Origin of the sequence: Phreatobacter sp. AB_2022a, assembly GCF_026847585.1 — a bacterium.
GTDB lineage: Bacteria > Pseudomonadota > Alphaproteobacteria > Rhizobiales > Phreatobacteraceae > Phreatobacter.
The window spans coordinates 1-21,177 of record NZ_JAPSET010000062.1 but is presented as its reverse complement, the minus strand read 5'-3'; the positions used below and the strand labels follow the sequence as shown (position 1 = coordinate 21,177).

The 21,177-nt window shown below is 69.9% G+C and carries 20 protein-coding genes; 11 read left to right on the top strand and 9 right to left on the bottom strand.

The genetic code is table 11. From position 1 onward, the window contains the following. Window positions 1-9 precede the first annotated feature (9 nt). From OZ671_RS28690 to OZ671_RS28680, 3 genes are all read right to left on the bottom strand, one after another. The gene (locus OZ671_RS28690; protein ID WP_268863885.1) at window positions 10-2,670 is read right to left on the bottom strand and encodes a TIGR02302 family protein; all 2,661 of its coding nucleotides are present in this window, start codon (window positions 2,668-2,670) and stop codon (window positions 10-12) included. 111 nt (window positions 2,671-2,781) lie between these two features. Continuing rightward, the gene (locus OZ671_RS28685; protein WP_268863884.1) at window positions 2,782-3,720 is read right to left on the bottom strand and encodes a threonine/serine dehydratase; all 939 of its coding nucleotides are present in this window, start codon (window positions 3,718-3,720) and stop codon (window positions 2,782-2,784) included. Between the two features lie 46 nt (window positions 3,721-3,766). Continuing rightward, window positions 3,767-4,510, bottom strand: a complete 744-nt coding sequence (locus OZ671_RS28680; protein WP_268863883.1) for a DUF429 domain-containing protein — start codon at window positions 4,508-4,510, stop codon at window positions 3,767-3,769. On the opposite strand from OZ671_RS28680, the gene OZ671_RS28675 reads away from it, so the two are divergent. Together OZ671_RS28675 and OZ671_RS28670 are read left to right on the top strand one after the other, a co-directional pair. After that, on the top strand, window positions 4,509-5,177 hold the full coding sequence (locus OZ671_RS28675) for a transglycosylase domain-containing protein (protein WP_268863882.1): 669 nt from the start codon (window positions 4,509-4,511) through the stop codon (window positions 5,175-5,177). The genes OZ671_RS28680 and OZ671_RS28675 overlap by 2 nt on opposite strands. A gap of 47 nt (window positions 5,178-5,224) precedes the next feature. After that, window positions 5,225-5,977: an AprI/Inh family metalloprotease inhibitor gene (locus OZ671_RS28670; RefSeq protein ID WP_268863881.1), complete on the top strand. Its 753-nt coding sequence runs from the start codon at window positions 5,225-5,227 to the stop codon at window positions 5,975-5,977. A gap of 87 nt (window positions 5,978-6,064) precedes the next feature. On the opposite strand, the gene OZ671_RS28665 is transcribed toward OZ671_RS28670, so the two are convergent. From OZ671_RS28665 to OZ671_RS28655, 3 genes are all read right to left on the bottom strand, one after another. Beyond that, window positions 6,065-6,601, bottom strand: a complete 537-nt coding sequence (locus OZ671_RS28665; protein ID WP_268863880.1) for a DUF1697 domain-containing protein — start codon at window positions 6,599-6,601, stop codon at window positions 6,065-6,067. Further along, entirely contained in the window at window positions 6,598-7,158 is a 561-nt protein-coding gene (locus OZ671_RS28660) for a DUF1697 domain-containing protein (RefSeq protein ID WP_268863879.1), read from the bottom strand. The genes OZ671_RS28665 and OZ671_RS28660 overlap by 4 nt, the downstream gene beginning before the upstream one ends. 72 nt (window positions 7,159-7,230) lie before the next feature. Then, a complete protein-coding gene (locus OZ671_RS28655; RefSeq protein ID WP_268863878.1) occupies window positions 7,231-7,779 on the bottom strand; it encodes a hypothetical protein in 549 nt (182 codons plus the stop codon). A 306-nt stretch (window positions 7,780-8,085) separates the two neighbouring features. Here OZ671_RS28655 and OZ671_RS28650 point away from each other — a divergent pair, with 306 nt between their 5' ends. From OZ671_RS28650 to sucD (OZ671_RS28640), 3 genes are all read left to right on the top strand, one after another. Continuing rightward, on the top strand, window positions 8,086-8,934 hold the full coding sequence (locus OZ671_RS28650; RefSeq protein WP_268863877.1) for a class I SAM-dependent methyltransferase: 849 nt from the start codon (window positions 8,086-8,088) through the stop codon (window positions 8,932-8,934). 116 nt (window positions 8,935-9,050) lie between these two features. Beyond that, window positions 9,051-10,235 carry an ADP-forming succinate--CoA ligase subunit beta gene (gene sucC, locus OZ671_RS28645; RefSeq protein WP_268863876.1) on the top strand — a complete coding sequence of 395 codons (1,185 nt, stop codon included), beginning with the start codon at window positions 9,051-9,053 and terminating at the stop codon, window positions 10,233-10,235. Between the two features lie 3 nt (window positions 10,236-10,238). After that, on the top strand, window positions 10,239-11,117 hold the full coding sequence (gene sucD, locus OZ671_RS28640) for a succinate--CoA ligase subunit alpha (RefSeq protein WP_268863875.1): 879 nt from the start codon (window positions 10,239-10,241) through the stop codon (window positions 11,115-11,117). 25 nt (window positions 11,118-11,142) lie between these two features. Here the strand turns inward: sucD (OZ671_RS28640) and bhcR are convergent, their stop codons facing one another. Then, the gene (bhcR, locus tag OZ671_RS28635) at window positions 11,143-11,964 is read right to left on the bottom strand and encodes an HTH-type transcriptional regulator BhcR (protein ID WP_442957138.1); all 822 of its coding nucleotides are present in this window, start codon (window positions 11,962-11,964) and stop codon (window positions 11,143-11,145) included. 243 nt (window positions 11,965-12,207) lie between these two features. On the opposite strand from bhcR, the gene gcl reads away from it, so the two are divergent. The 6 genes from gcl (at window position 12,208) to OZ671_RS28605 (ending at window position 19,196) form a co-directional block, all read left to right on the top strand. Beyond that, complete coding sequence (gene gcl, locus OZ671_RS28630) at window positions 12,208-13,977, top strand: glyoxylate carboligase (RefSeq protein WP_268863873.1); 1,770 nt, start codon at window positions 12,208-12,210, stop codon at window positions 13,975-13,977. A 62-nt stretch (window positions 13,978-14,039) separates the two neighbouring features. Then, on the top strand, window positions 14,040-14,825 hold the full coding sequence (gene hyi / locus OZ671_RS28625; protein WP_268863872.1) for a hydroxypyruvate isomerase: 786 nt from the start codon (window positions 14,040-14,042) through the stop codon (window positions 14,823-14,825). Between the two features lie 52 nt (window positions 14,826-14,877). Then, window positions 14,878-15,774 (top strand): 2-hydroxy-3-oxopropionate reductase, encoded by an 897-nt coding sequence (locus OZ671_RS28620; protein ID WP_268863871.1) that lies wholly within the window; start codon window positions 14,878-14,880, stop codon window positions 15,772-15,774. A gap of 42 nt (window positions 15,775-15,816) precedes the next feature. Next, window positions 15,817-16,845, top strand: coding sequence for a 2-dehydropantoate 2-reductase (locus tag OZ671_RS28615; protein WP_268863870.1), 1,029 nt, complete (start codon window positions 15,817-15,819; stop codon window positions 16,843-16,845). A 70-nt stretch (window positions 16,846-16,915) separates the two neighbouring features. After that, entirely contained in the window at window positions 16,916-18,328 is a 1,413-nt protein-coding gene (pyk, locus tag OZ671_RS28610; protein WP_268863869.1) for a pyruvate kinase, read from the top strand. A 46-nt stretch (window positions 18,329-18,374) separates the two neighbouring features. Next, complete coding sequence (locus OZ671_RS28605) at window positions 18,375-19,196, top strand: fumarylacetoacetate hydrolase family protein (protein WP_268863868.1); 822 nt, start codon at window positions 18,375-18,377, stop codon at window positions 19,194-19,196. Window positions 19,197-19,484: 288 nt separating this feature from the next. Here OZ671_RS28605 and OZ671_RS28600 read toward each other — a convergent pair whose 3' ends face one another. Next, on the bottom strand, window positions 19,485-20,210 hold the full coding sequence (locus OZ671_RS28600) for a GntR family transcriptional regulator (RefSeq protein WP_103168027.1): 726 nt from the start codon (window positions 20,208-20,210) through the stop codon (window positions 19,485-19,487). A gap of 250 nt (window positions 20,211-20,460) precedes the next feature. Beyond that, window positions 20,461-21,177 (bottom strand): succinate--CoA ligase subunit alpha (gene sucD / locus OZ671_RS28595; protein WP_268863867.1); only part of this gene is annotated, 717 nt, incomplete at its 5' end.

Below are 21,177 nucleotides of genomic sequence, written 5' to 3'. Positions count from 1 at the left end.
GCCCCCTGCCTACTGGATCTGCAGCCCGCGCAGCAGCCGCTCGATATAGTCCATTTCGAGCTGCGGCCGCTCCGGATCGGACAGGCGCCGGCGCAACTCCTCCAGGACCTGCTGGGCGCGCTGCGCCGCGCCCTCGCCCGCATTGGGAATGCGGACATTGGAGTTCTCGTTGGCCTCGCGGCCGCGCGTCGGCCGGCCGAGCGGGTCGTAGTCCTGATTGCCGGCCTGGCCGCTGCGGCCGGGCTGGCCGTTCGGATTGCCCTGGCCCTGCTGGCCCTGGCCTTCCTGCATCTGCTGGGCGAGGCCCTGTGCGCCCTGCTGCAGGTTGCGCAGCGCCCGGCCCTGCGCATCGGCGGCGCCCTGGCCGTCGCCGCGGCCGAGAGCGCCCTCGGCCTCGCGCATGGCCCGGCCGGCATTGCCAAGGCCCTGGTCCGCCTCGCGGCCGCCCGGGCTGTCGCCCTGGCCCTGTCCCTGCTGACCGAGCTGCTCGCGCAGCTGGTCCAGCAGTTCGCGCAGCTGACGCTGGTTCTCGCCGAGCTCGCCGAAGCTCGGCGGACCCTCGCCCTGCTGGCCCTGCTGGCCCTGCTGCCCCTGCTGCCCCTCCTGGCGCTGGCCGTCCTGGCCGCGCTGGCCCGGCCGCTGCTGCTGGCCGCGCTGGGCCCGGCGCTGCTCCTGGCCACGCCGGAAGGTCTGGTCGCGCAGCTGCTGCTGGCGCCGGATCATGTCGGAGAGCTGATCGAGCGCATTCTCGCCCTGCTCGGTGCCCTCGCCCATCTGCGGCGACTGCTGCTGCCGGCCGGCCTGGAGGCCCTGCAGCATCTGCTGCAGCTCCTGCATCAGCCGCTGGGCCTGGTCGCGCGCGCCGTTGCGCGCGAGATTCTCGATGCGGTTCAGCATGTCGCGCAGGTCCTGCGGCCGCACCGTGCGCACATTGGGGTCGCGCTGGGCCTGCTGGTTCTGCCCGTCCTGCCGGTTGCGCAGCGCCTGTTCGGTCAGCTCGCGCATCAGCTGGTTCATGGCCTGGCGCAGGTCCTGCGACAGGCGCCGGATCTCCTCCTCCGAGGCGCCGCGCTCGATCGCCTGGCGCAGCCGCTCCGCCGCCGCCTGCACCGCCCGCTCGGCCTCGGAGACATCGCCGTCCTCGATCCGGACGGCCATGTCCCAGAGATAGTCCATGACGTCGACGAGCTGCGCATCGGTCCGCGCCCGGTCGAGCCGGAAATAGGCCGTTCTCAATCCGAGGAAGATCGCGGTGTCCATGCCGAACACGTCAGGCGCGGTGGTGATCGCCTCCAGCGCCCGCGCGACGCGCGGCTTGGCATTGGCGTCGAGGGCCAGGATGCGGCGCTGCTCGATCAGGGCGCGCGGGATCGGCTTGGCGAAGCTGCGCTGCGGCAGCACGGCGACGACCGTGTCGGAATGGCCCTCGTTGCCGGCATCGTCCCTGGCATGCAGGGTGATCGCCACCTGCAGGCCGGCAAAGGGATGGGCGACGAAGTCGCGGCTCGTCTGCGCCGTGCCATGGCGCGTTCGGGCCTGCGGCAGGCCGAGCGGCACGGTGGCAAGGTCTGCCAACGGCCGCGCGTCGGGCCGCTGCAGCGCGGTCGCCGATGGCGCGAGCTCCATGCGGGCCTCGGCGCCGGTCACCCCGTAGTCGTCCTCGACCTTGTAGGTGAGCTGCAGCTGGTTGCGCTGGTCGGTCTGCGGATCGCGCTCGAAGGCGATGGTCGGGGCCTGGTCGGCGACCGCCTCGAAACGCCAGTCGAGCGGTTCGGCGCCGCTGCCGCGCACGGTCAGCCCGCCATTCTGGTTGATCACCCAGCGCGTCTCGGCAAGGCCGGCCGCGGCCGGCTGTGCCTGGCCTTCGGGCACCGGCGCGGCGGCGATGCCGCCGTCGGGCCGGATATCGACCTGGGACAGGCCGGTGACGCGCAGGGTGACAATCGAACCCGCCGGCACCTTGAAGCTCTCGGGCGCGGCCTCGCGCTCCGCCTGGTCGCCGGAACGGCGGGTCGGCAGGATCAGCGGCGGCCGCCCGGTATAGGCCGGCGGGGTCACCCAGGCATCGACCCGATAGGTGATCGGCGCCGGCGGCGCCCGCCAGTCGAAGGCGGTCATCAGCCGGGCCATGCGCTCGTCGCCCGCCAGGAAATAGGCCGGCACGATCAGCAGCAGCGCGAGCGCGCGGATCGCATAGCGGTCGATATGCGGCATGCGCGGCATGGGAATGCCGGTGCGCAGCCGGCCGGTCGCGGCGATCAGCCGCGCCCGGTGCTCGTTCCACAGTGCCGTGGCGAAAGGATCATCGCGCGTCGCGAGCGTATCGGCGAGCGCCGTCGCCGGCCGGTGCGCCCCGCCGGTCGCCTGGTCGATGCGGCCGAGCGCTTCGGCATTGGTCGGCCGCCGGATGGTGAAGATCGGCCAGGCGGCAAGACCGAGCAGCGCGACGACGAAAACCACACCCCCGAACCGCGCCCAATGCGGCACGACCTGCCAGAAACCGAGCCAGGATACCGCGAGAACGCCGCCGAGAATGCCCAGAAACACGACAAGCCGCGGCCAGACGCGCTCCCACAGCAGGATGGCGCGGGCACGGTCGATGGTGCTGGTCAGGGCCGGGTTCTCGCCGGCCGCGCTGATCTGCCGGTCGGTTGTCGTGCCGTCGTTCAAAGGCCGCTCCGGTTCATGGCGCGTCCCGTCAGGGTAGCACGATTGCCCTGACGGCGCACCCGGGGCGGCCCCGGGCACCGATCACGGATCGGTGCGATGGCCAAAGCCCGCTCAGACGAGCGCCGCGAGCCCCGCCAGATCGACATTGGCGCCGCAGGCGAGCACGCCCACCCGCTCGCCCGGAGCCGGCCGATAGCGGCCGGCGACGAGGGCGGCGAGCGCGGCGGCGCCGCCGGGCTCGGCGGCGACCCGCAGATGGAGCCAGAGCCGGCGCTGTGCTTCCAGGATCGCCTCGTCGGGCACCAGCACGACGCTGTCGACGTGGCGGGAGGCGACCGCATAGACGTGCTCGAGCACGTTGCGCGCGCCGAGCGAGTCGGCCGCCACCGAATTGACGTCGACATCGACCGGTCCGCCGGCGGCGAGCGCGGCGGCAAGGGCGCGCGAGCCCTCCGGCTCGACGCCGACCACCTTGACGCGCCCGTCGAACCAGCGGGCGATGCCGGAAATGAGGCCGCCGCCACCGACAGCCACCAGCACGGTGTCGAGGCCGCCGACCGCGTCCTCCTCCCATTCGAGGCCGACCGTGCCCTGGCCCGCCATGGTCGGGAAGGCGTTGTAGGCGTGGACGGAATAGGCTCCGCTTTCCGCCGCATAGGCCTCGCAGGCCGCCAGCGCGTCGAAATAGCGGGCGCCGCCGACGACGAGCTCCGCGCCGGTCTCGCGGATCCGCGCGATCTTGGCGGGCGAGGAGATCTCCGGCACGAAGATGCGCGCGCGGATGCCGAGCGTCGCGGCCGCATGGGCGACCGCGATGCCGTGATTGCCGCCCGAGGCGGCGCAGACGCCGGCCGCCGGCATGGCGGCGCCGAGCAGCGTGTTGAAAGCGCCGCGCGCCTTGAAGGTGCCGGTCACCTGCAGATATTCGAGCTTCATGGCGAGCGGCAGGCCGAGACCGAAGGTCTCGGGACCGAGCGCGAGGGTCGGCGTGCGCCTGACATGGCCGGCAATGCGGGCATGGGCGGCTTTGATGTCGTCAGCTGTGAGCATGGCCTATTCCGTTCCGCGCGAAACGGAGCCGCTTCGCGCGGTCCGGTCAAGCCCAGATCGCGACCCGCAAGCCGAACGCATCCCTGAGCGGCGGATCCGGAAAGGGTCGGGCGGTACCGGCATGCAGCCGGCGCGCGATCAGCGCATTGACGGCCGCATCCAGGAGATCGTCGGCCGCGGCTCCGCGCGGCACGGTGTCGAGGAAGGCGGCCGGATAGCCCTGCGCGATCAGCACCGCCCGCCGTTCGGCGAGCCCCGAGCCCTGGACGATCGACTTCACCTTCTTGGGCAGCGCCATGGCCGTCTCGCCATTGATCCGCCAGAAGGCGAGCTCCGGATGGACCTCGAAGACGCGGGTCGCCAGCGCCGGGTCGGCGCGCATCAGCGCATCGATCTCGCGGATCTTGGGAAACAGGAAAAAGGCCTGTTTCGACACTTTGCGCGGCGGCTCGGAAGTGGCGAGCGCAATGGCGCAGGCCTCGCGATAGTCGATCGCGTGCACTGCGGCCCGCGACGGCAGCGTGAACACCGAGGACTGGCGCTCGCCGAGATGGCGGCGGACGAGCCGCTCCGGACCGCGGCCGCCGGCCAGGGTACGCTCGGGCAGGCCGATCGGCATGTCCACGGCGATCACCGCCGCACCGGCGACGCATCCGGCGAAATCCGGCCTCACCGCCACCGTCGGCACGATCGGGCCGCTGGCGGCGATCGTCACCGCCAGCCAGCCGCTCTTGCATCCATCGACGCCACGAACGACTGTGGCCTGACCATCGGGACCGTCATCAGGCATGTTCTTCCGCTTCCTTCGGCGCGCCGTGCTTCTCGCCACGATCCTCGCCGCGGCCATTCTCTGCGCAACGCTTGTCTACACCGTCGTCACGCCGGTCTCGACCCTCATGGCCTGGCGCAAGGTGACCGGTGCGCGGGTCGAGCGCGTCACCGTGCCGCTCGACAGCGTGTCCCGGGCGGTGCCGCGCGCCCTCATCGCGTCCGAGGATGCCCGTTTCTGCGCCCATTGGGGCGTCGACTGGCGCGAGCTCGCCGCCGTTCTGCGCAATGCCGACGGCCCGGGACGCGGCGCCTCCACCATTTCGATGCAAGTCGCCCGCAACCTGTTCCTCTGGCAGGGCGATTCCGGCCCCACCGCCTATCTGCGCAAGGCGCTGGAAATCCCGCTCGCGCTCGGCCTCGACCTCGTCTGGACGAAGCGCCGCATGATGGAGATCTATCTCAACATCGCCGAATGGGGGCCAGGCGGCGAGTTCGGCATCGAGGCCGGCGCCCGCCGCGCCTACGGCAAGCCTGCCGCCCGCCTGTCGCCGGCCGAAGCGGCCGTGCTCGTCTCGGTGCTGCCCAATCCGATCGAGCGCGACGCCCGCCGCCCGGGTCCCGTCGTCCGGCGCAAGGCGGCGATCGTCACCCGGCGCGCGGTGATCGCCTCCACCGACTGCCTCTGACCGCCGGTCTGGACGGGCGAGCCCTGGCCGGACCAGAATGCGCCGACATGCGTCAGTTCATCGCCTTCGCCATGCTCACCTGCCTGGTCGGCAAGGCCGTCGCGCAAGCGCCGGCGCCCCCGGCCGCGCCCGCGAACGCCGAGGCCCGGCCGGCGCAGGTCGAGCGCGCCGTCGGACCGTGGGAGCTGTCGAACCCTGCCGGCGACCGCAAATGCGACGTGATGTTCAAGCCCGAGCGCGCCGGCCCCGGCCTGACGCTGGTCTTCGCTCCGGCCTGCATCGCCACGTTCCCGGCCGTCGGTGCCATCGCGGCCTGGACCGTCACGGCCGACGGCAATGTGTTGTGGCTCGACCGGGCCGGTGCGGTCGCCTTCGATTTCAGCGAGACCGAGGTCGGCATCTTCGAAGCGCTCCGGCCCGGCGACGGAGCCGTCTATTTCCTGACCAGCCGCGGGCTTGCCGGCACGGCGCTGCCGACCGCGGAAGAGGTGGTCGGCACCGGCATGCTCGGCCAGCCGCGCGGCCGGGCGCAGTGCCGGCTCTCTTTCAGGCCGGACCTCGCCGCCAATGCCGGCCCCTTGGAGCAACGCTTCGTGCTGGAGGTCGGCGATGGCTGCGAACGCGCGATCACGGCGCTCGGCCTGACGACCTGGCGGCTCGAGCGCGAGCTCCTGGTGCTGCAGGGCAATGGCGGCAGCCTGTCGTTCAAGCGCGATCCCGACGGCCGGTGGGCCAAGGTGCCGGCCGACGGCCGGCCCCTGGTGATCCATCGCGACGAGAATCCGTCGCCGTCGCCATGAAACGGCGATGAACTCCGGGGTCGTGTTTGAGCGGGTCTTCGTTGCGCGAGCCGGCGCCCGCTTGGCTCGAAACGCGATAGGCAGCGCTCAGAAGGCCGCGGACAAGGCCGCCAGCCGGCGCACCGTGTTCCAGTTGCGCGCCGTGCCGACGATGCCGAGCCGACGCTCGATGGTGCCGGGCAGCAGCTTGGAACCGGTTATGCCGCCGGCATAGTCGATGCAGAGATCCGGTCCGATGACGCTGATCCGCTCCGGACCGCCGTGCCGCAGCAGCGTCGCGAGGCGCTCCGCCTCCGGCGGCTCCGCGAGGAACATGACGACGAGCGCGTCCGGCCGCGCCGCAGCGGCATCGGGATAGGGATCGGCCGCGGCCAGCGCGGCGAGCGCGTCGGCCCGCCGCACCACGACGTCATTGCCGAGCCCGAAGCGGCGAAGGACGCCGCTGACGGTGGCGCCGATGCGGGGCGCGCCGAAGCGCGTGTCGACGATGACATTGCCGGTCTGGATATAGGTCGAGACTTTCGCAAGCCCCGCGGCGCGGCAGCCCTCGCTCAGGTCCTTCATCGACATCCTGGCGTGGGTGGCCGGCCCGATGGCGCGGATCAGCGCGACATGGACGGTCATGGCGCGTCCGGCTGTTCCAGCGCCCGCGCCATGGCCAGCAGCTTGCCCGTCGTGTTCCAGTTGCGGGCGGTGAACGGCACTTTCAGCGCGCGGGTGAGAAAGGCCGGCGTCAGTTTCGACTGGCCGACGCCGCCGGCATAGTCGAGATAGATGTGGTCGCGCGCAATGTGCCAGCGCTCCGGCCCCTGATAGGCGCGGAGCGCTCCCTCCGCGGCGGCCGGCGCGATGCCGTCGAGAAATCCGACCAGCATGAGGTTGGGGCGGCTCTCTGCCGCATCCATGAACGGGTTCGCCGCCATGACCGCCTCGATCTCGCCCGGCGTGCGGATCATGCAGTGGTTGTCGCTGAGCTCAAACCGGTCCTTGAGCAGGCCGAGCATCGCCGCCTTGACCCCGGCGGCCGGCAGCGCGCTGTCGAAGACGACGTTGCCGCTGGCAATATAGGTCGACACGCGCTCGAACCCTGCCGCCTCGCAGGCCGCCTTCAGCGCCTTCATCGGCAGTTTGCCGCCACCTCCGACGTTGATGGCGCGCAGCAGCGCGACGTAGGCGGTCATGATGGGAGCTCCCTCCTGCGGCGCGCCGATCATGACGGCGCGACGATCCTTGCCATGCCTCGGCGCGCGACATTAGCCGGCATCGTCGGCGCGCACCACGGCCTGGTCCTGGCGCGAAACGGCCGAAGCCGGGGGGCACCATCGGTACGCTATCCGCCAGACCGCCCAGCCCACCAGCATGCCGAGAGGGCTCAGGAACAACGCGCCGGCGAGGGCGCGCGACCAGCCATGGATGGTCATCCGGCCGTTGACGACAGTCATGCCGCCGCCATCGCCCGCGGAATAGCCGGACCCGAAGCCGAAACCAAAGCCGGTCGACAGGGCGAGATTGGCCAGAAAGGTCAGGGCGAAGCCGAGCGCGATCGCCGCGCGCCAGTCGCGCCAGCCCCGCCGATGCAGGATCCGCCAGCAGGGAACGGCGACGATGGAAAGGCCGACCGCCCAGATCGCGAAGGCGACCGCCGCCGCGAAAGCGACGGTCGGAAACCTGACCCGGTCGGCGAAGCTCTCGCCTTCCAGATAGAGCGGAATGCCGAGCAGAAGGGCGACGACGGCGACCGCGCCGACGGCAGCGCCGCCGGCAATGCCAAGCACGGCGCGGGACGGCGTGGCCTGATACATGCCGGTCCTCCGCTTGCCGCCGCCAAGGCCATGTCCCGCCTTGCGGTTGCCTGGCCTCTCCCCGGAGCGGACCCCGGACGCCAGTCGGGCGGGCGACAGGTTCGAACGTCGCGGCCGGACGTGGCGCCGGCGCCCGACGGCCGCATAGTCCAATGCCTCCTGATGTCGTTTCGATGGCGGCGCCGGTCCGCGGCGCCGGCCGGCATCATCGAGCCGTCCGGGGAACGTGACGGTGAAGTGATGACCGCACGCTTGGGATCGCGGGAACGATCGGTCATTCTCCCGCAGCTCAGGATGGAGACCGCGATGACCGTCGCAAACGCCGAACAGATCGATGAGTGGAACGGCAATTCGGGAGCGCGCTGGGTCGAGCACCAGGAATGGCTCGACCAGCGCCTGGCCGCCTTCGGTGCCGCGGCGCTGGCGGCGGCCGCCCCGCGCACCGGGGAGATCGTGCTCGACATCGGCTGCGGCGCCGGCGCGACGACGCTGGATCTGGTGCGGGCGGTAGCGCCCTCCGGCCGCGTCACCGGCGTCGATATCTCCGAGCCCCTGCTCGGACGGGCACGCGAGCGGGCGGAAGCGGCCGGCCCCGCCGTCGATTTCATCGCGGCCGACGCCAGCCGTCACGATTTTGCGGCCGGCAGCTTCGATCTTCTGTTCTCGCGCTTCGGCGTCATGTTCTTCGACGATCCCGTGGGCGCCTTTCGCCATCTGCACGGCGCGCTGAAACCCACCGGCCGGCTGGCCTTCGTCGCCTGGCGGGTGGTGGCCGAGAACGACTGGTTCCGCCTGCCTCTGAAGGCCGCCTCTGCCGTGCTGCCGCCGCAGCCGCGGCCCGAGCCCTTCGCGCCCGGCCCGTTCGCCTTCGCCGATCGCGCGCGGGTGGCCGCCATCCTCGCCGAAGCCGGCTTCAGGGAGACCGGCTTCACGCCGTTCGATGCACCGATGCTGGCCGGTGCCGGCGACGATGCGGTCGATGCCGTCATGCGCCAGATCCTGCGGGTCGGGCCGGTCGCCCGGCTGCTTGCCGCCGAACCCGACGCCACCGCGCGTCGGGCCGAAGACGCAATCAGGACGGCACTGGAGGCGCAGCGCGAGGGCGATCGCCTGGTTCTTTCCGGCGGCGCCTGGATCGTCACCGCCCGCGCCTGAGCATCCTCACGCAACAAGCCTGTTGCCTGTCTCGATCTTCTGGCATAACGTATACCAGATGAGAACGGCGCCTCGACGCGCCGCCATCCGGGGAAACGTGCCAGGAGGATCGCACCGTGAAGATCCATGAATTCCAGGCCAAACGCCTTTTGACCGATTACGGCCTCGCCGTGCCGGAAGGCGCGGTCGCCATCACCGCCCGCGAGGCCGGCGAGATCGCCGGCCGTCTCGGCCACCGCCCGGTCATGGTCAAGGCCCAGATCCACGCCGGCGGCCGCAAGCGGGCCGGCGCCGTCAGGCGCGCCGAAAGCCCCGCCGAGGCCGAGGCTGCAGCCGCGGCCCTCATCGGCCGCACCGTCGTGACCGCCCAGACCGGGCCCGCCGGTGCCACGGTGCGCCGGGTGCTGGTCGAGGCCGTCGTGCCCGCCGCGCGCGAGCTGCACCTTGCCCTGATCATCGATTCCTCCTCCGGCGAGCTCGTGCTGATCGGCAGCGCCAGGGGCGGCGAGGACATCGAGGAACGGGTGTCGAGCGGCGACGTGCCGCTCGCCAGGGTCGGCCTCGGCACCGGCCGCGAACCGCGCGCGGAGGCCGTTTCCGCCTTCGTGACCGGCCTCGGCCTCGCGGGAGCGGCCCACGCCAGCGGCTGCCGCCTGGTCGACGGCCTGCGCCGCGCCTTCGTCGATCGCGATGCCAGCCTGATCGAGATCAATCCCCTGGCCGTGACCGCGGCCGGCGAACTTGTCGGTCTCGACGTCAAGATGGTGCTGGACGACAACGCCCTGTTCCGCCACGGCGACCTTGCCGCGCTGCGCGACGAGGACGAGACGAGCCTCGCCGAGCTGCAGGCCCAGCGCCATCAGCTCAACTATATCGAGCTCGGCGGCGATATCGGCATGGTCGCCAATGGCGCGGGCCTCGGCCTCGCCACGCTCGACATGGTGGTCGCGGCCAGCGGCCGGCCGGCCAATTTCATGGATGTGCGCACCACCGCCACCAGCCTCGACATCGCCCACGGCTTCCGCCTGCTGCTCGACCGGCCCGAGACGAAGGCGATCCTGATCAATGTCCATGGCGGCGGCATGCAGCCCTGCGACACGATCGCCGAGGGCCTCGGCATCGCCATGCGCCGCACCGGCCGCGTCCTGCCGCTGGTGGTCAGGCTCGCCGGCAACAACGCCGAATTCGCCCGCTCGCGCTTCCGCAATTTCGGCTGCGCGATCATCGAATGCCCGGACATGTGGAGCGCCGCGACCAAGGCGGTCGCGCTCGCCCGCCAAGACGCGCGCCGCGGAGCCTGAGCCATGACCGTCTTCCTCGATCGCGATACCCGCGTGATCTGCCAGGGCATGACCGGCTGGGCCGGCACCCACCATGTCGCGCGCATGATGGAATATGGCACCAAGGTCGTCGGCGGCGTCACGCCCGGCAAGGGCGGGCGTTCCCATCTCAACCTGCCGGTCTTCGACAGGGTGGCCGATGCGCGCCGCGCGACCGGGGCCAATGCGAGCATCCTGTTCGTGCCGCCGGCACACGCCGCGAGCGCCATGATCGAGGCGATCGAGGCGGAGATGCCGCTGGTGGTGACCGTCACCGAACGGGTGCCGGTGCTCGACATGGTGCGCGTGCGCGATGCCCTGAAGGGCGGCCGCACCACCCTGGTCGGGGCCAATTCGCAGGGGATCCTGGTGCCCGGCATCGGCAAGCTCGGCGTCATGGCGACCGGCAGCGAAAGACCTGGCGGGGTCGGCATCGTCTCGCGCTCGGCCTCGCTGACCAGCGAGGTCGTCGCCCAGATCAGCGCGAGCGGTCTCGGCCAGTCGGTGACGGTGGGCATCGGCGGTGATCCGATCCACGGCGTCGGCATGCGCGAATGCCTGTCGCTGCTGCTCGAGGATGCCGATACCGAGGCCATCGTGCTGATCGGCGAGATCGGCGGCACCGAGGAGGAGGAGGCAGCCGAGCTGATCGCCGGCGCCGGCGCGGCCAAGCCGGTCGTCGCCCTGATCGTCGGCCGCGAGGCGCCGCCGGCCCGCCGCATGGGCCATGCCGGCACGCTGGCGCTGCGAGGCGGCGGTGATGCGGCGGCCAAGATCCGGGCGCTGGAACGGGCCGGCGCGCGGATCGCCGCGAGCCCGCACCTGGTCGGCGAAACGGTGCGCCAGGCGCTCGCCGCGCACTGAACTCCGCGCCGCCTCGAACGAATGCCTAGCGCGCCGGCTGCCGGCCGCCGATCGAGGTCGTGATCTCGTCGGCGGCACGGCGGACCATCGGCCCGAATTCGTCGAGCTTCATGACCGTCACCCGCACGGCCGGGCCCGAAATGGACACACCCGCGATCACCTCGCCATGCTCGTTGAAGATCGGCGCCGCCACGCAGCGCATGCCGACCGTGCGCTCCTCGTCGTCGAGCGCCCAGCCGCGCAGCCGCGCCGCCTCGAGCTCGCGCATCAGCGCGGCCGGCTCGGTGCGGGTATGGCCGGTGAACCGCATCAGCGGCCGGGCTCCGACGATCTGCCGGATGCGGTGCTCGGGCAGTTCGGCGAGGATCGCCTTGCCGACGCCCGAGGCATGGATGGCGCCGCGACTGCCGGCCCGGAAGAAGGCGCGCAGCGTATCGTGGCTCTCCACCTGCGAGATGAACACCACCTCGCCATTGTCCTCGATGCCGAGATTGACCGTCTCGCCGGTCGCGGCCATCAGCTCCCGCATCGTGCCACGGCCCATATTGGCGATCCGCCGGTTGCGCAGGAAGGCCGAACCGATCGTGAAGGCGCCGACGCCGACGAGCCAGTGGCCGCGATCGGTGTCGTGCAGCACGAAGCCGCGCGCCTCGAGCGTCAGCAGCAGCCGGTGCACGGTCGAGGCCGAAATGCCGGAGCGCCGGCCGAGCTCGGTCAGCGTCATGCCATCCTCTTCGGCGAGCACCACCAGCAGCGCCAGCCCGCGGTCCAGCGCCTGCACGGAGCCGGCCGCCAGCGCGGCCTTCAAGGAACGCGGCCGGCCGCGTCCCTTGCGTTGCTCGATCATCGCCATGGCATCTCCCGCAGTCTCGTCCGCCGCGCGCACGAAAAGCGGGCGCGCGCGATCGAGAATGCGCGAAATCATTTCCCATTTCAATGCATTCCGCAATTCTGAAAAACAGATAACTATCTGGTACAAAAGGAAGAATATATTTTCATATCAAAATGAAAAAAGTTTTTGGAATAAATTGACCCGCGGCCCCGGACGCCGTCTCGTAGGAGCATCGAAGCCTGCTTGGGAGAATGCGCCATGGCGAAGATGAGGGCCATCGAGGCCGCGGTCCGGGTTCTGGAACGCGAGGGTGTCACCCAGGCCTTCGGCGTGCCGGGCGCCGCGATCAATCCGCTCTATGCCGCGCTGAAGCAGCGCGGCTCGATCCACCACATCCTGGCCCGGCACGTCGAGGGCGCCTCGCATATGGCGGAAGGCTATACGCGCGCCAAGGCCGGCAATATCGGCGTGTGCATCGGCACGTCGGGGCCGGCCGGCACCGACATGATCACCGGACTCTATTCGGCCATCGCCGACTCGATCCCGATCCTCTGCATCACCGGCCAGGCGCCGCGCGCCCGGCTCTACAAGGAGGATTTCCAGGCCGTCGACATCGAGGCCATCGCCAAGCCGGTGACCAAGTGGGCGGTCACCGTGCGCGAGCCGGCGCTGGTGCCGCGCGCCTTCCAGCAGGCCTTCCACCTCATGCGCTCGGGCCGGCCGGGCCCGGTGCTGATCGACCTGCCGCTCGACGTGCAGATGGCCGAGATCGAGTTCGACGACGAGACCTACGAGCCGCTGCCGGTCTACAAGCCCGCCGCCTCGCGCCGGCAGATCGACAAGGCCATGGCCATGCTCGAGAGCGCCGAGCGGCCGCTGATCGTCGCCGGCGGCGGCGTCATCAATGCCGACGCCAGCGACCTCCTGGTCGAGTTCGCCGAGCTGACCGGCATTCCCGTCGTGCCGACCCTGATGGGCTGGGGCGCCATTCCCGACGACCATCCGCTGATGGCGGGCATGGTCGGGCTGCAGACCAGCCACCGCTACGGCAATGCGACCATGCTCGCCGCCGATTTCGTGCTCGGCATCGGCAATCGCTGGGCGAACCGCCATACCGGCTCGATCGAGACCTATACGAAAGGCCGCCGGTTCATCCATGTCGACATCGAGCCGACCCAGATCGGGCGGGTGTTCGATCCGGACTACGGCATCGTATCGGACGCCCGTGCCGCGCTCGAACTGTTCGTCGTGGCCGCCCGGGAGCTGAAGCGGCAGGGCGCGCTCAAGGACCGTGGCGCCTGGGCCGCCGACTGCCTTGCCCGCCGCAACACCATGCTCCGGCGCAGTCATTTCGATACCGTGCCGCTGAAGCCCCAGCGCGTCTACGAGGAGATGAACGAGGCCTTCGGCCGCGACGTCTGCTACGTCTCGACCATTGGCCTGTCGCAGATCGCCGGCGCCCAGTTCCTGCATGTGCACAAGCCCCGGCACTGGATCAATTGCGGCCAGGCCGGCCCGCTCGGCTGGACCCTGCCGGCGGCGCTCGGCGTGCGCGCCGCCGATCCGACCCGCGAGATCGTCGCGCTGTCGGGCGACTACGACTTCCAGTTCCTGATCGAGGAGCTCGCCGTCGGAGCGCAGTTCAAGCTGCCCTACATCCATATCGTCGTGAACAATTCGTATCTCGGCCTGATCCGCCAGGCCCAGCGCGGCTTCGACATGGATTTCCAGGTCGAGCTCGCCTTCGAGAACGTCAATGCGCCGGATCTCGACGGCTATGGCGTCGACCACGTCGCGGTCGCCGAAGGGCTCGGCTGCAAGGCGATCCGGGTGCGCAGCCCGAACGAGTTCAAGGCGGCCTTTGCAAAGGCCAGGGCCTGGCTTGTCGAGCACCAGGTGCCGGTCGTCATGGAGTTCATCCTGGAACGGGTGACCAACATCGCCATGGGCACCGAGATCGACAATGTCGTCGAGTTCGAGGAGGTCCTCGACCTGCCCGTGCCGGCGCGAGAGCTCGAACCCGCCTGACCTGTTCGCCGCGTCCTCCGGACGCGCGATCCAAGGCCATGAAACCCGAGGATACGAGATCCATGCCCCGCTTCGCCGCCAATCTCTCCATGCTGTTCAACGAACAGCCCTTCCTCGACCGCTTCGAGGCCGCCGCCGAGGCGGGTTTCGCCGGGGTCGAATATCTCTTCCCCTACGATTTCGACAAACAGGACCTGGCCGGCCTGCTGAAGCGCTGGGGTCTGAAGCAGGTCCTGCACAACCTGCCCGCCGGCCATTGGGACGCCGGCGAGCGCGGCATCGCCATCCTGCCGGACCGGGTCGGCGAGTTCCGCAGCGGCGTCTATCGGGCGATCGACTATGCCACCGCGCTCGGTTGCGACAAGGTCAACTGCCTCGTCGGCATTGCCCCCGAAGGTGTCGAGACCGGGCGGCTCCACGAGACGCTGGTCGCCAATCTGCGCTTTGCCGCTCACGAGCTGGAAGGAGCCGGCATCACCCTGCTGGTCGAGCCGATCAACACGCGCGACATTCCGGGCTTCTTCCTGACCCGGACGGCCGAGGCGCTGGCGCTGATCGAGGCGGTCGGCTCGCCCAACCTGAAGATCCAGTACGACATCTACCACATGCAGATCATGGAGGGCGATCTTGCCCGCACGATCGAGAGCCATCTCGGCCAGATCGCCCATGTCCAGATCGCCGACAATCCGGGCCGCCACGAGCCCGGCACCGGCGAGATCAACTTCCCATTCCTCTACCGCCATCTCGACGCCCTCGGCTACGCCGGCTGGGTCGGCTGCGAATACAAGCCGGCGCGCGATACCCGCTCCGGCCTCACCTGGCTGCCGCGCCCGGCCCTCTCGGCCTGATCCCGGCGCTCGGCAACCATTTCGGCAACGCATTTCGGACGGAAACGACGTCATGACGGATATCGGTTTCATCGGCCTCGGCATTATGGGCCGGCCCATGGCGGAACACCTGATCGCCGCCGGCCATCGCCTGCACGCCTCGCGCCACCACAAGCCGGTCGCGCCGGAGCTGATCGAGAAGGGCGTCGCGGTCCATGCCACCCCGAAGGCGGTCGCCGCCGCGAGCGAGGTGGTGATCCTGATGCTGCCGGATACGCCCGACGTCGAGGCCGTGCTGTTCGGAGCCGACGGCGTCGCCGACGGCCTGAAGGCCGGCGCCGTCGTCGTCGACATGAGCTCGATCTCGCCGATGGCGACCAAGGATTTCGCCCGCCGCATCGAGGAGCGCGGCGCGTCCTATCTCGACGCGCCGGTCTCGGGCGGTGAGGTCGGCGCCAAGGCGGCGAGCCTCACCATCATGGTCGGCGGCCCCGAGGCCGCGTTCGACCGGGTGAAGGGCCTGTTCGCGCTGATGGGCAAGAACATCACGCTGGTCGGCGGCAATGGCGACGGCCAGACCACCAAGGTGGCCAACCAGATCATCGTCGCCCTGACCATCGCGGCGGTCGGCGAGGCCTTGCTGTTCGCCTCCAAGGCCGGTGCCGATCCGGCCAAGGTGCGCCAGGCCCTGATGGGAGGCTTTGCCTCCTCGCGCATCCTGGAAGTGCATGGCGAGCGGATGATCAAGCGCACCTTCGATCCGGGCTTCCGCATCGCGCTGCACCAGAAGGACCTCAACCTCGCGCTCCAGAGCGGCCGCGCCCTCGGCGTCGCATTGCCCAATACGGCGACCGCCCAGGAGCTGTTCAATGCCTGCGTCGCGCATGGCGGCGCCGGCTGGGACCATTCGGCCATGGTGCGCGCGCTCGAGCTTCTGGCCGGGCACGCGGTGGCCGAAACGCCCAGATGACCTGTTGCCGACGGATTCCATGACACCAAGCGGGAGCGAGCCATGAAGATCTGCATCTACGGCGCCGGCGCCATCGGCGGCTATCTCGGCGTGATGCTGAAGCGCGGCGGCGCCGACGTGTCGCTGGTCGCCCGCGGCGCGCATCTGGAAGCGATCAGGGCCGGCGGCCTGAAGCTCGTTGTGAAGGACCAGACTTTCGTCGAGCGCATGCCGGCGACCAAAGTCGCGGCCGAGCTCGGACTCCAGGACGTGGTGATCGTGGCGCTCAAGGCGCACCAGGCCTGGGAGGCGGCCGACGACCTGAAGCCGCTGCTCGGCCCGGACACCATGGTCGTGACCGCCCAGAACGGCGTGCCCTGGTGGTATTTCCACGGCCTCGAGGGCGCCTATGCCGACAAGCGCCTCGCCAGCGTCGATCCGGGCGACCGCCAGTGGCGCGCGATCGGCCCCGCGCGGGCGATCGGCTGCACCGTCTATCCGGCCACCGAGATCGTCGAGCCCGGCGTCGTCAAGCATATCTACGGCGACCAGTTCGGCCTCGGCGAGCCCGACCGCTCGGAAAGCCCCCGGCTGAAGCGCCTTGCCGCGGCCTTCAGCGCCGGCGGCCTCAGGCCGCGGATCTATCCCGACATCCGCGACGACATCTGGATCAAGCTCTGGGGCAATCTCTGCTTCAATCCGATCTCGGCGCTGACCCAGGCGACGCTCGACGTCGTCGCCACCGATCCGCCGACCCGGGCGCTGTCGCGCAGCATGATGCTGGAGGCCCAGGCCATCGCCGAAACGCTCGGCGTCACCTTCCGCGTCGACGTCGAGCGGCGCATCAACGGCGCGGCCGGCGTCGGCGCCCACCGCACCTCCATGCTGCAGGATCTCGACAAGGGCCGGCCGCTGGAGATCGACGCCCTGCTCACCGCGGTCCAGGAAATGGGACGCCTGACCGCCATTCACACGCCCTATATCGATGCTGTGCTAGGCTTGGTGCAGCAACTCGGCCGGGTGAAGGGCCTCTATCCGACCTTCCCCGTCGAGACCCCCACCGTGGACGCTCCGTTGCTCGCCGCCTCATGATGGGCGCGATTCGGCGGAGATTCTCAGGTCCGATCTCCGCCGACCGGCTCAAGGCATTGTGAGGCTCACCGTGAAAAGACACCGACGCGCAAAAATCGTTGCGACCCTTGGACCCGCAAGCTCGGATGCCGACACCATCCGCCGGCTGTTCGAGGCCGGCGTCGATGTCTTCCGGCTGAATTTCAGCCATGGCAGCCACGACGACCATCGCGCCCGCCGCGACATCATCCGCGCGCTGGAACGCGAGGCCGACTATCCGATCGCCATCCTGCAGGATCTGCAGGGACCGAAGATCCGCCTCGGCAAGGTCCAGGACGGCAAGGTGGCGCTCGCCACCGGCTCGACCATCCGCCTGGTGCTCGACCCCGGCGGCTCGGATGCCGAGCATCTGCCGCTGCCGCATCCGGAGATCTTCCAGGCGATCATGCCCGGCCACAACCTCCTGATCGACGACGGCAAGGTGCGGCTCGTCGCCACCGGGATGACCAATGACATGATCGAGGCGCGCGTCGTCACCGGCGGCGTGGTCAGCGACCGCAAGGGCGTCAATCTTCCCGACACGGTGCTGCAGCTCTCGCCGATCACCCAGAAGGACCGCGACGATCTCGCCTTCGGGCTGGAGCTCGGCGTCGACTGGGTCGCCTTCTCCTTCGTCCAGCGCCCCTCCGACCTCATCGAGGCGCACCAGCTCGTCGGCGGCCGCGCCGGCGTCATGGCGAAGATCGAAAAGCCCTCGGCCCTCTCCAGCATCGACGACATCATCACGCTGGCCGATGCGGTGATGGTGGCGCGCGGCGATCTCGGTGTCGAGATCCCGACGGAGGACGTGCCCGGCGCGCAGAAGGACCTGGTGCGCCTTTGCCGGCTGGCAGCCAAGCCCGTGATCATCGCGACCCAGATGCTGGAATCGATGATCCAGACGCCGACCCCCACCCGCGCCGAGGCGTCCGACGTCGCGACTGCCATCTATGACGGCGCCGATGCGGTGATGCTCTCGGCCGAGAGCGCCTCGGGCCAGTATCCGGTCCAGGCGGTCGAGACCATGGACCGCATCATCCGGCGCACCGAGCAGCACCATTCCTACCGGGCGGTGATCGAGGCGCTGAAACCGGCCATCGAACCGTTGCCGCAGCATGCCGTGGCGGCCGCCGCGGCCGAGGTCGCCGATGCCATCGGGGCTGCGGCCGTCGTCGCCTTCACCCAGAGCGGCACCACCGCCTACCGCATCGCCCGTCAGCGCTCGGCCGTGCCGATCCTCGGCCTGACCCCGCACGAGCAGACCGCGCGGCGGCTGGCGCTGCTCTGGGGCACCTACAGCACACGTTCGGACGAGGTCACCGACTATACCGAAATGGTCGACCAGGCGGTCGCCCAGGCGCTGGCCGCCGACTACGTCAAGCCGGGCGAGACCCTGGTGGTCGTCGCCGGCGTGCCGTTCGGCCAGGCCGGCAGCACCAACAATCTGAGGGTGGTGACGGCCTGATCCAGCAAGCGATCGAAACGGCCGCCGCGGACACAAGGGAGAGATCATGTCCAGCACTGATGTCCGGCCGGCGGCCGGGACCGACGGGCGCCCGGCCGCCCGCTGGCTGCGCTTCACGCGCGGCGGGCGCGACGGCTTCGGCACGCTGACCGACAGGACCATCACGGTTCACGCCGGCTGCATGTTCTCCGGCTCGGTGCCGACCGGCGACACGCTGGACCTCGCCGAGGTCACGCTGCTCGCGCCGGTGACGCCGTCGAAGATCATCGCGCTCTGGAACAATTTCCATGCGCTGGCCGCCAAGCTCGCCGTGCCCGTGCCGCCCGAGCCGCTCTATCTGATGAAGGCCCCCTCCTCCATCACGGCTCATGGCGCAACGGTCAGCCGGCCCGCCTCCTATGGCGGCCGGGTCGTCTATGAGGGCGAGCTCGGCATCGTCATCGGCCGCGCCTGCAGCGCCGTCAGTCCGGCCGAGGCCGGCGCCTGCATCTTCGGCTATACCTGCGTCAACGATTTCACCGCGCTCGACCTGATCAATGCCGACCCGACCTTCTCACAATGGGTCCGGGCCAAGAGCTTCGACGGCTTCGGCCCGTTCGGGCCGGTGGTCGCAACCGGCCTCGCGCCGGAAGGCCTCACCGTGCGCACCCTGCTCGACGGCGAGGAACGGCAGAACTATCCGGTCGCCGACATGATCTTCAAGCCGCACGAGCTGGTCAGCCGGATCTCGCACGACATGACGCTGCTGCCGGGCGACCTCATCTGCTGCGGCACCTCGCTCGGCGTGGGCACGATCAAGCCGCCATCGAGCACGATCGAGGTCAGCATCGAGGGCATCGGCACGCTGACCAACGGTTTCCTGCAATAGTATGCGCGCGGCATGAAGGTTGGCCGTCCTTCGAGGCCGCGCCGAGGGGCGCGGCTACCTCAGGATGAGGCTTGTCGTGTGCTGTATCCGTGCGGTGCGGGCATGAGCCCGGCGCAGGGAGTTGCATGTGCGAGCGTGCTTCAGCGCGCTACATTCCTCGTGGTGAAGAGCGCGCATGGCGAGCCTCGACCACGACCGGCATGTCCGCAAGACGCATCCTGATCTCGCCGCTGCCAAACTCAGCCGCGGCTCGATCGACCGCTGCGACGCAGTTCGAGACTGATCCGCTCAGTCGAAGATGTCGGCATGTTCCTCGACATAGGCGGCAAGGCCCAGCGTGTGGTCGCGCGAGCGCTGTTCGGCGAGCGCCACGTCGCGCTGCTCCAGCGCCTCGATGATCTTCAGGTGGTCGACGATCGAACGGCTCGCCCGGTCGTCGCGGCCGATCGTCATCTGCCGGATGCCGCGCACGTGCAGCAAGAGGTTGTTGGTCATGTCGATCAGGAGCTGCGAGCGGCTAAGCCCGATCAGCGTCTGATGGAAGACGATATTGGCCGAGGAATATTCGCTGACATGCTCGGCGGGCTTGTGACCCTCGTTGAAGTCCTTGAACAGGGTGCGCAGCTTGGCGATCTCGGCATCGGTCGCCCGTTCCACCACCAGGCGCGCCGCCATGCTCTCGAGGGCGGCCCAGGCCTGGATCATCTCCACGACCTCGTTCTTGGTCTTCTTCAGCACGACGATGCCGCGCCGCGGCAGCGACTTGACGAAACCTTCCTGCTCCAGCATGGCCACCGCCTCGCGCACCGGCGTGCGGCTGACGCCCAGGCGCTCGGACAGCTGGCGTTCGTCGATCCAGGTCGGCTCGCGCGAGCCATAGATGTCCATGTTGATGATGGCGTTCTTCAGCGCACCATAGACCTTGGTCTTGAACGTCTCCTCCGGCGCGAAACGTTCCAGCACCAGATTGGGCCCCGACACGTCGGGCGCGGTGACGCGGGTGGTGGCTTTCAACGGTCCTACTCCATCGGCAAGGGGCTACCGCAGCAGCGGCGGCGTTTCGCCGATGGTGTACCAGATGCCTGGGGGCCGGCGAAATCCCCGTCTCCGTGCAGTTTCGCACGCTATTGCAGTTTTATTGCGTGATTTTGCCGCGGCCAGGGCCATGCGACCGGCAAGGTCCGCCGCCCCGCCGGTCGCACGGCGCGCCGGTCGGTCCCATCGGGCCGCCGGCGCGGATGGATCTGGCTGCGTCAGAGCCGGGTCAGAACGACCATTCGATCTCCGTGCTGCGCTCGCCCCGCGCCGTCGGATCGCCCTTCAGCACGTCGACGAGGGTCTTGCCGAGGCGGGCCGGCGAGGGCGAGACGCGGATGCCGGCCGCTTCCATGGCGGCGATCTTGTCCTCGGCGCCGCCCTTGCCGCCGGAGATGATCGCGCCGGCATGGCCCATGCGCCGGCCGGGAGGCGCCGTGCGCCCGGCGATGAAGCCGACTATCGGCTTGCTTCGCCCGCGCTTGGCCTCGTCCTTGATGAACTGCGCCGCGTCCTCCTCGGCCGAGCCGCCGATCTCGCCGATCATCACGATCGACGAGGTCTTCGGGTCGGCCAGGAACATTTCCAGCATGTCGATGAACTCGGTGCCCTTCACCGGGTCGCCGCCGATGCCGACCGCCGTCGTCTGGCCGAGGCCTTCCTGGCTGGTCTGGAACACCGCCTCGTAGGTCAGCGTGCCCGAGCGCGAGACGATGCCGACGCTGCCCTTGCGGAAGATGTTGGCCGGCATGATGCCGATCTTCGATTCGCCGGCCGTGACGATGCCCGGGCAGTTCGGCCCGATCAGCCGCGACTTGGAGCCGTCCAACGCACGCTTCACCCGGATCATGTCCTGCACCGGGATGCCCTCGGTGATGCAGACGATCAGCGGGATCTCGGCGTCGATCGCCTCGAGGATGGCGTCCGCCGCACCCGGCGGCGGCAC